This window comes from Sulfurovum sp. (assembly GCF_041562805.1).
GTDB lineage: Bacteria > Campylobacterota > Campylobacteria > Campylobacterales > Sulfurovaceae > Sulfurovum.
Genome location: NZ_JBFFOH010000097.1, coordinates 1 through 9,226 on the forward strand (window position 1 = coordinate 1; position 9,226 = coordinate 9,226).

Below are 9,226 nucleotides of genomic sequence, written 5' to 3' on the forward strand. Positions count from 1 at the left end.
AAAAGTCCCGACAGACAAAAGCTACAAAGAGCTCATCACCTTCGTCGAAGACAGAGCCGGCCACGACCGACGCTACGCCATCGATGCGACCAAACTTGAGAACGATCTTGGCTGGAAAGCGGATGAGAACTTTGACAGTGGTATTGTGAAAACAATTGAATGGTATTTGAAAAAATACGGAATAACTTGAATTTTCATTCACTTATAGCCTGCCTTCGGAAGAATATAGCTAGGAAAATCACTTCAAAGATCAGGGAATGGCAAGAATATCTTTCTCAGAAAGCTGTCTTGACATTTGGCGGGAGTATAAGTCATACTCACGGACTTTTTTAATATAAAATCTATTGCCACGCGCTAAAACCTTCGCAATGACAACTGTTTTTATTGGATTCCAGCTCAGATTTGAAATGACATTTAAAAAGACCGATAATCAATTGTAAAACAATTTTTAAAAAGATAAAACACGAATTTTCAATGGGGATTTACTATGACTAAAGACGATATAAAAGTTAGTATTGTTATACCCGTTTACAATGCAGAAGAACATATTACAGAAACACTGGATTCTGCAACATCCCAAACATTACATGAAATTGAAATCATATGTGTAGACGATTGTTCAACAGATAATTCTATAAAAATAATACAGGACTATATACAAAAAGACAAGCGGGTCTCTTTAATCAAACTCAAACAAAACTCTAAAACGTCTGTGGCCAGGAATACTGGTATTAAGGAAGCAAAAGGGGAGTTTATACTTCCATTAGATGCTGACGATACAATAGACGAAACATATTGTGAAAAAGCTTTCAATGTTTTCAGGGACTATCCTAACATATCAGTAGTCTATTCCAAGGCAAATATGTTTAATGAAAATACCATTTGGCAATGGAACTTACGACCATATTCATCTAAAAAAATAATTGATGATAATATGGTATTTTGCTCAGGACTTTTCAGAAAATCAGATTGGGAAAAACTGGGCGGCTATAATGAAAATATGAAAGAAGGCTATGAAGATTGGGATTTTTGGCTTAAGTTCACAGAACAAGAAATGAAGTTTTATAGAATCCCTGAAATACTATTCCACTACCGACAGTTAGAAAAAAGTCGACATTCAATAACAAAGAATAAAAAGAAAAGCAAACATCTTCTAAACCAAATGTCCAATAATCACCCAACTTTATATCAATATTACAAAACCAAGAAAGTCTTAAAATCACTATTAAATCTATTTTTTGAAATCAAAAGAACAGGCAAAGGATACTCGAGAGTAAAAATATTGAAAATATCGGTTTTCAAAATACCTCATAAAACCAGTAAGAAATGCTTCTACTTCGCAAGTGAAAAGAACTTCGGTGATTTACTGAATATAAATTTGTTCAACGGGCTATTTGAAGACTGGGAACAATCCAGTATTAAAAAATGTGAGTATATAGCGATCGGAAGCCTGCTCGAAGCACTGATCGTTCCAGAAAAGCTTAAAAAAAAAATAAAATCTTTTTTCTGGAGAAAAACGGTCTATCTTTTAGGGACTGGATTTATCCAAGAACCCGCTAAGCCGAAAGAACGATATAGTAAACAAATCATCCCGATAGGCGTTAGAGGAGAAATCACAAAAGCAAGGCTGGAAAAAAACGGTATTGATTGTTCTAAAACCGTATTAGGCGACTGGGGGCTGATAACAGATAAATTGATTGAGACGCCACAGGTAGATAAGAAATATGATGTCGGCATCATTCCGCACTATGTAGACAAAGCGCATCCGTTCATAACAAAAATATCCGACAGAGAAAATATTACAATATTAGATATCCAACAAGCACCTGAAGATTTTATAAAAGATTTACTGGCGTGCAAAACGATCTTGTCTAGCGCCATGCACGGTCTGATCGCTGCGGATTGCTATGGTATACCCAACTTAGGTATCAGGCTTTCAGATAAGGTTGTCGGTGGTGATTATAAGTTTAATGATTATTATTCTGTTTTTGGTTTACAAGCTGAATTTTTAAAACCTTCAGACATTGACAACATAACAGATCTACCATCCCATATTAGAAGAAACTATAAGGTCGAGGATGCTCAACTGACCATAGTCAAAGAAAATATATGGAACGCTTTTTTGACTATCAAATATGATCCAGCGGCTTTTTAAAACAATAAACCGCTGAAACTGTACTCTACTGTAAAAGTCATAATCGAATGGCTGCATTGGCAGCTTTGTCGTACCTGCGAGCCAGGATGACATCTTGACAACTCAATACTCTAAAAGTTCTGCGCCATTGTCAACAGTGGAACTGCTAAATCGTTCTCACAACATTGTATAAAAAGAGCTATTGTGCCAATTCTCCGGAAAGACGCTGATACACCGGTGAGCTTGCCAGCAACTCCTGATGCGTACCTCTCGAAACGATCTCGCCCTTCTGGAATATCAGGATCTCATCTGCATGTTCAATCGTACTTAAGCGGTGTGCGATCGTAATGGTGATCTTATCTTTTGTAAAGTCTTCGAGCGCCTTTTGGATGCGTTTCTCACTCTCATTGTCCAAGGCGCTGGTCGCTTCGTCCAAGATCAGCAAAGAGGCGTTTTTATAGATAGCGCGGGCAATGGCAATACGTTGGCGCTGTCCTCCGGAGAGGTTGGCACCGAACTCCTGCATCACAGTATGAATACCTTTATCCAAGCTCTCCACAAAGCTATGGGCATCTGCAAGTTCCAACGCATCTTGTACACGAACCTCATCAATATCTTCTCCATACGCGACGTTGGCCGCCAAGGTATCTTGAAAAATATAGACCCGTTGCGAAACAATAGCGATCTCACGACGTAATGACCGTTGCGTAAATTGCTGTAAAGGTTGATCATTGATCATTATTTCACCCTCTTGAGGGTCATAGAACCTGAGAAGCATGTTGATAAGAGAACTTTTGCCGCCGCCGCTGTCGCCTACCAATGCAATGTTCATTCCTTTTTCAATATGAAGGTTTATCCCTCTTAATGCCGCTGTTTTTCCATAATAGAGGTGCACATCTCTAAAATCGATCTTTTCAATCGCACTATCGAGGACCACGTCGCCGTCAACAATAGTGTTCGTCTGGTCAAACAGTTCAAAAATACGTTCACTTGCGGCCAATGCATCTTGAATGCGCCCATAGATCGAACCGATCCGTCGTACGGGCTGAAAGACAAGCCCGACCGCCGTCAAAAATGCCGTAAACTCTCCAACCGTGATCTTGCCGTCATAGACCTGCTGCCCGCCGACATAAATGATGGAGGCCAATCCCAATGCTGCAATGATCTCCAAAATAGGTGAGACCAACTCGTTGGTATAGACCCCTTTCATATTGATCTTGAAAAAGCGCCAATTTTCTTCTGAAAAACGCTCCAGTTCCATCCCCTCTGTCGCGCTTGCTTTGATAATCTCACCGTTGTTAAAGACTTCGGTCAAGCGGGTCATGACATCGGCATTCTTCTCTTGAGAACGGTGCGAAAGTTTTTTGAGACGCTTGGCAATGAGTATAAGCGGGTAAATGACCAAAGGAATGACCACTAAGGCATAAAACGAGAGTTCTGGGCTCAGATAGATAATGTAAGCGATTAGCCCGACAACCGTCAGGATCTCACGTAAAAGCTCCGGTAGCATGTTAGAGACAAAATACTGAACACGCCCGATATCATTCGTGATCCTCGAGATCATCTCACCGCTTCGGCTCGCCTGGAGCTTCTCCATGTCCATATGCAGGATCTTGTCCAGAAGCACCTCTCTAAGACGGGTGACCATACTCAGACCGATGTAATTCATAAACACCGACTGCAGGTACCTTCCCAGGGATTTCGCAATATAGATGCCGATCAACGCCAACGGGATAATGACCAACATCTTAGGGTCACGGGCTATAAACATGTCATCCATCAAGGGCTTCATGATCTGTGCCGTTGCTGCTGTTGCTGCAACCGTTAACACAATACCTATGAGGACAATGAAGTAGTAAAGTTTATATTCTCGAAGGTAAGGTAAATAACGTTTTAAAGTCTGTTTCAAAAAATCTCTTTTATCAGTTTGATTGCACACATTTTACACTAAAGCCCCTTTGGAGAGCAACTTAGTTATAATTTCAGAAAAAAGAGCGGGTTTTTCACATCAAAACAAAAGAGATTCACACGGTTCTAATTATCAGAAGCGGTGCACTGGGAGATCTTATCTATGCGACTGCGATCATAGATGCACTGGTACTGCAATTTGGCGAACAGATACAAATCGATATGGTTGTCAATCCAAACGTAGCGAATGTCTTAAAAAATGACACCCGTCTGCATTCACTTTTTCCGCTGAAACACCGCAAAGTACCGATTATGTTCAGTTTCGAGAAGATGCAGGTTATCCGTCACTCCAGAAAAGTACCTTACGACCTACTCATCAACCTTGAAGAGAACAAACACTTCGATGCACTCGCTAAAAAGATCAGTGCAAAAACAAAACTGGGCTCACCCTATACAAAGACCAAACTGCTTCCCGGACAGCGCCATATGGTCGACATTGTCAAACAGTTAGCCGCACCGGTGTGTGAGCAGACCGTACTGGACAAAGCGGTACCGAAGCTATTTGGCGAACCTTGGGAGCATGTCTCAAAAAAATATTCGCTTCCCGACAAATACCTGGTTCTTAATCCCAGTAATTCCCATAGCAATCGCAACAAGATCAACTACAGAGCCTGGCCGCAGGAGCACTGGAAACAACTTCTGAAAATGATCCCCTCTCATATTCCTCTTGTCATTATCGCAGGTAAAGGGGAAGAAGCATACTTTGAGCCGATCAAGCCTTACCCTTCCAATGTCATCGACCTGACGGGGAAAACACCTTTGACGGACCTCATCGGTATCATAGAGCATGCAAAGGCCATTGTCACCACCGACACCGGACCCGCTCACCTTGCATCTGCTGTTGACACGGATATCTATGTCCTGATAGGACCGACACCGGCAGCCTTGACGGGACCGTATAAAACCCCAGACAATACGATCAATTTCATCTCTATGGATCTACCGTGTTCACCCTGCTATAACACAGCAGTGATGAGAAACTGCCAAGACAATATCTGTATGAAACAGATCGCCCCGAAAATGGTCTTAGAGACGATGCAGCCTACCCTCGATACATTTTAACCTGCTTGATGTTAAAATGCGAAGATTATTTTAAAGGGAAAAGATGCGTAAACGAATATTAGTGACAGGCGGTGCAGGTTTTGTAGGGAGTCATCTCTGCGAAAGACTGGCGCAAGATGAAAATAACGACGTCTATTCACTTGACAACTACTTTACCGGCAGTACGGCAAACCACGTCGACAATGTCACCTACATAAAGGGCTCGACAAAAGATATCGCAACGCTTGTGACATTCAACCCCGACATGGTCTATCACCTGGGAGAGTACTCCCGTGTTGAACAGAGCTTTGAGGATATCGAGAAAGTTTGGGAATTCAACAAAGACGGTATTTTTGCCGTTTTGGAGTTCGTACGAAAAGCCGGATGCAAGATCCTCTATGCCGGAAGTTCAACCAAATTCGGTGACGGCGGTCTCGGTAGAAGTGCGTCTCCGTATGCATGGACAAAAGCGACAAATACAGAGCTCGTTATCAACTACGGCAGCTGGTTCAACGTCCCTTTCGCCATTACCTACTTTTACAATGTCTATGGGCCAAGAGAGATACAGACCGGAAAATATGCCACACTGATCGCCCTTTTCAAAGAGAAGATGAAGAACAATGAGCCTCTGACAATCGTCAGCCCGGGTACACAAAAAAGAAATTTTACGCATATCGATGACATTATCGACGGACTGGTGCTTGTCGGTGAAAACGGCTATGGCGATGAGTTCGGTATCGGCAGCGGCGAAGCCTTCAGCATTAAAGAGATCGCCGAGATGTTCGGTGGAGAGATCGAAATGTTACCGGAAAGAAAAGGGAACAGAATGGTCGCCGATGTTATTACAGCAAAAACACAGGCCCTGGGTTGGCAGCCGAAACGAAATATTAGAGACTATATTCAAGAATTGAAAGCCAACAACTGGCAATGACAAAAGCGCCAACTGCCGTTATCTGTCTTTCACCGTATCAAGGCGGTATGGAGCTAGACTCTCTTAAACTTGCACAAATGCTCGGCGACGTGAGTGATGTAACGCTCATCGCTCAAAAAGACCACTTTATTGCTGATGAATACAAGAAGAAAGTTCATCCGTCATTCGCACTCGAAGAGATAGCGTTTACAATGAGTTTGAGTCCCTCCATTATTTTCGGCGTTCGTAAGATCATTCAGCAAAAGGGCATCAAAAATGTCCTGTTTTTAGGGGCATCTGAACTAAAATCGCTCTACTTCTCGTTCCTAGGATTGGAGATCAACCTCATCATCCGCCACGGCACGACGAAGTCATCACCCAAAAAAGATTGGTTTCACCGCCTCATCTACTCCAACGTCAACTATCATATTGCCATCTGTGAACACCTTGCACGCAATATTGAATATATTATCCCTTTTGGCAAACATACGCAGTTAAAAATCATCTATCCCTCTTTGAACCTCCTGCCTTCACACGCTATCGATTTTGATGCCAAACCGCATCAGCCCTTACGACTATTGCATGTTGGACGCATTGCAAAAGGCAAAGGACAAAAAGCTGCCATAGAGGCTTGTAAGGTACTCTATGAGAACCAGATCGATTTTATATTTCATCTTGTCGGCGGGTTTCACGAACCCTATAAAGAGGAATTCCTGGACTTCTTGAATACTCTCGAATATAAAGAGAAAGTCCAGCTTACAGGGCACACTGACAATGTCGAACAGTATTATTTGGAGAGTGACATCTTTCTCTTTCCAAGTGACGGAGAAGGGCTGAGCAACGCTTTTATAGAGGCCTTGGCCTATGGTCTGAGCTGCATCAGTTATGACAACACCTCATTTCCTGAACTTCAGAACCTTGGGTACACTTTTTCATTGGTACAAAATCAGCAGATCGATCAGCTAGAAGCTGTACTTCTCCAAAATGCCAAAGCGTTTGCGTCTAAGATCAAACTACAGAACAACGCTATGGCAGTGCAAACTTTTTTTACATCGAAAAACGAGTTGGCAAACCTGACAGCTCTGTTAGTGAGCTGACAGCGATGGCGGCTTTGCGCAATGTGAATTTGCTAAAACATTCGAAAAAACCGAATCTTGGGAAACCCTATGCCTAAAATACTATTTATTGTAAAAAACAAAAATGAGGCCTCTTCGCGTTTCAGGGTCTTTGCTTATTTCGACCAACTTCAAAATGACTTTACGCTTCACACCTTCTATGCAGAGTACAACAATAAAAAAGTACCGAAGATCTTTCGTTCACTGATTAAAAGACTACGCTTTTTATCACTCCTCTGGAAGGCTAAAGAGTATGATCTTCTCTATATGCAGCGCCCGATGAGTTCAGACAAATCCGACTCGACATTTTTTGAAAAGCTCCTGGTCAAGATCAACCCCCATCTCATCTTCGATTTCGATGATGCACTGTTTGTACAAAATGAACCGAAGATCAAAAGTCTCGTCACTCTGGCACAAACCTGCGTCTGCGGCAACGACTACTTGGCTGAATTTGCCAGACGCTATAATCCCAACACCGTTGTCATTCCAACTGCCATCGACACAGACAGATTTCAACAGCGTTTGCAGACCGACAAGACGACCATTACCATCGGCTGGACCGGCACCAGCGGCAACTATCAGTTCTTTACCGACAAGATGATCAATGACATCGATAGGCTCTTGAACGAGACCCCTAACAGCCGTTTTCTCTTTATATGTGACCGGCCGCCCGAAAAGCGCTTTACGTTCAAATACGACTACATTCCATGGCGAGCTGAAAGCGAGATAGACGATCTGCAGCAGATCGACATAGGGCTTATGCCCTTGATCGATTCCCCGTGGAGCCGCGGTAAGTGTGGTTTTAAACTGATTCAGTACGGAGCTATCGGCATCGCGTCTGTTGCCTCTGATGTGGGTGTCAATGCAGATGTGATTTTGGATACGAAAAGCGGCTACCTTGTCAAAGATGATGACTGGTATACCCCGCTTAAAGCCCTCCTCAAGCATCAAGACTTAGCGCGCGAAATGGGGCAGCAAGCACAACTTCATATACAAAGACATTATAGTATCGAAGCTAATTACCTTAAACTAAAAGAGGCAATCTCAACAACCGTTTAAATGGGTATCTAACCCCTTCGTCGCTACAAAAGCACCTTCTTTTTCTCTATCCCTCATCAACTTTACTTCCGGCGGAACTTCTGTTGTCGGCTGAGCATCATTATGTTTATGATATAAATGAAATACATTAGCTATGTTTTTACTCGAAAACGATTCGCAACCGCTCGCTTTAAAACGCCAATCCAAGTCGGTATCGTCGCCCAGACATGAGAAACCATAACTCTCATCAAAACCGTTTATTCGTATAAAATCTTCTTTATAACAGGACCAATTACACCCTATTATATTGGCATTTCGTTTTCTCTTACTAAGAAAAAGTTTATATATCCATCCTTTTGGGTTTATATAAATACCCTGTTCAACACGTGCTTCTTTATCAAAGATCAAAAGTAGCGCGTAAAAGAAAAAATACTTTTCAAGCTTCTTTACAGACAACTTCCCTTGTCGTATTTTCTGCGACAGCTCGGGAGTGAGGTGAACACGTCTTCCTGACATCACGCGTTTAGGCTTAGCCACTAAAATTTGCGCTTCAATAAAGGTCGAGTAAGGAATGATATCACCATCAATAAAGATAAGATAATCACCTTCACTGATACTGACTGCTTTATTTTGAATAACAGTCTTTGTCCGTCCAATATCTGGATGCGCGACATGTTTAATATCCAGACCCGTATAGGATTCTAAGAACCTTCTCGTTTCCAAAGCATTATCATCCTCTGCAATGATGACTTCAAAATTTTTATATGTCTGCTTCTTCAATGCATCTAAGATAAGGCTAATGGCTTCGATGTCTTTATATAAGGTGACAATCACACTCACTTTCATGAGAGCTCCTGCAGTAACGTGCTCAATTTGTCAAACTGTATGTCATTACTGAACATCGCCTCAACTTTTAAACGCGCATTGTTCGAGATATCTGTACGCAGCGTTTCATTGCTGCTGAGCATCTTGATTTTTGCCGCGAGGTCATCACTGCTGCCCTTTTCAAACAGCAGGCCA

Annotated in this window: 8 protein-coding genes; 6 read left to right on the top strand and 2 right to left on the bottom strand. The window is 42.2% G+C overall.

The features are described from left to right. A partial coding sequence (locus ABYK33_RS10710; protein ID WP_373033198.1) for a GDP-mannose 4,6-dehydratase occupies positions 1 to 190 on the top strand: 190 nt, incomplete at its 5' end. A gap of 297 nt (positions 191 to 487) precedes the next feature. Beyond that, positions 488 to 2,155: a glycosyltransferase gene (locus ABYK33_RS10715; RefSeq protein WP_373033199.1), complete on the top strand. Its 1,668-nt coding sequence runs from the start codon at positions 488 to 490 to the stop codon at positions 2,153 to 2,155. A gap of 178 nt (positions 2,156 to 2,333) precedes the next feature. Here the strand turns inward: ABYK33_RS10715 and ABYK33_RS10720 are convergent, their stop codons facing one another. Further along, positions 2,334 to 4,043, bottom strand: coding sequence for an ABC transporter ATP-binding protein (locus tag ABYK33_RS10720; protein ID WP_373033200.1), 1,710 nt, complete (start codon positions 4,041 to 4,043; stop codon positions 2,334 to 2,336). 311 nt (positions 4,044 to 4,354) lie between these two features. Here ABYK33_RS10720 and ABYK33_RS10725 point away from each other — a divergent pair, with 311 nt between their 5' ends. From ABYK33_RS10725 to ABYK33_RS10740, 4 genes are all read left to right on the top strand, one after another. Continuing rightward, positions 4,355 to 5,164, top strand: coding sequence for a glycosyltransferase family 9 protein (locus ABYK33_RS10725; protein WP_373033201.1), 810 nt, complete (start codon positions 4,355 to 4,357; stop codon positions 5,162 to 5,164). Between the two features lie 43 nt (positions 5,165 to 5,207). After that, positions 5,208 to 6,074 (top strand): NAD-dependent epimerase/dehydratase family protein, encoded by an 867-nt coding sequence (locus tag ABYK33_RS10730; protein ID WP_373033202.1) that lies wholly within the window; start codon positions 5,208 to 5,210, stop codon positions 6,072 to 6,074. Further along, positions 6,071 to 7,150: a glycosyltransferase gene (locus tag ABYK33_RS10735; protein WP_373033203.1), complete on the top strand. Its 1,080-nt coding sequence runs from the start codon at positions 6,071 to 6,073 to the stop codon at positions 7,148 to 7,150. The genes ABYK33_RS10730 and ABYK33_RS10735 overlap by 4 nt, the downstream gene beginning before the upstream one ends. A gap of 69 nt (positions 7,151 to 7,219) precedes the next feature. Beyond that, the gene (locus tag ABYK33_RS10740) at positions 7,220 to 8,227 is read left to right on the top strand and encodes a glycosyltransferase family 4 protein (protein WP_373033204.1); all 1,008 of its coding nucleotides are present in this window, start codon (positions 7,220 to 7,222) and stop codon (positions 8,225 to 8,227) included. On the opposite strand, the gene ABYK33_RS10745 is transcribed toward ABYK33_RS10740, so the two are convergent. Then, positions 8,213 to 9,052 carry a glycosyltransferase gene (locus ABYK33_RS10745; protein WP_373033205.1) on the bottom strand — a complete coding sequence of 280 codons (840 nt, stop codon included), beginning with the start codon at positions 9,050 to 9,052 and terminating at the stop codon, positions 8,213 to 8,215. The genes ABYK33_RS10740 and ABYK33_RS10745 overlap by 15 nt on opposite strands. Positions 9,053 to 9,226 lie beyond the last annotated feature (174 nt).

Bases quoted from the DNA above. Each gene is read 5' to 3' on its own strand.
- ABYK33_RS10715 (WP_373033199.1), top strand. From the start codon at position 488: ATGACTAAAGACGATATAAAAGTTAGTATTGTTATACCCGTTTACAAT.
- ABYK33_RS10725 (WP_373033201.1), top strand. From the start codon at position 4,355: ATGTTCAGTTTCGAGAAGATGCAGGTTATCCGTCACTCCAGAAAAGTA.
- ABYK33_RS10730 (WP_373033202.1), top strand. From the start codon at position 5,208: ATGCGTAAACGAATATTAGTGACAGGCGGTGCAGGTTTTGTAGGGAGT.
- ABYK33_RS10735 (WP_373033203.1), top strand. From the start codon at position 6,071: ATGACAAAAGCGCCAACTGCCGTTATCTGTCTTTCACCGTATCAAGGC.
- ABYK33_RS10740 (WP_373033204.1), top strand. From the start codon at position 7,220: ATGCCTAAAATACTATTTATTGTAAAAAACAAAAATGAGGCCTCTTCG.
- ABYK33_RS10745 (WP_373033205.1), bottom strand. From the start codon at position 9,052: ATGAAAGTGAGTGTGATTGTCACCTTATATAAAGACATCGAAGCCATT.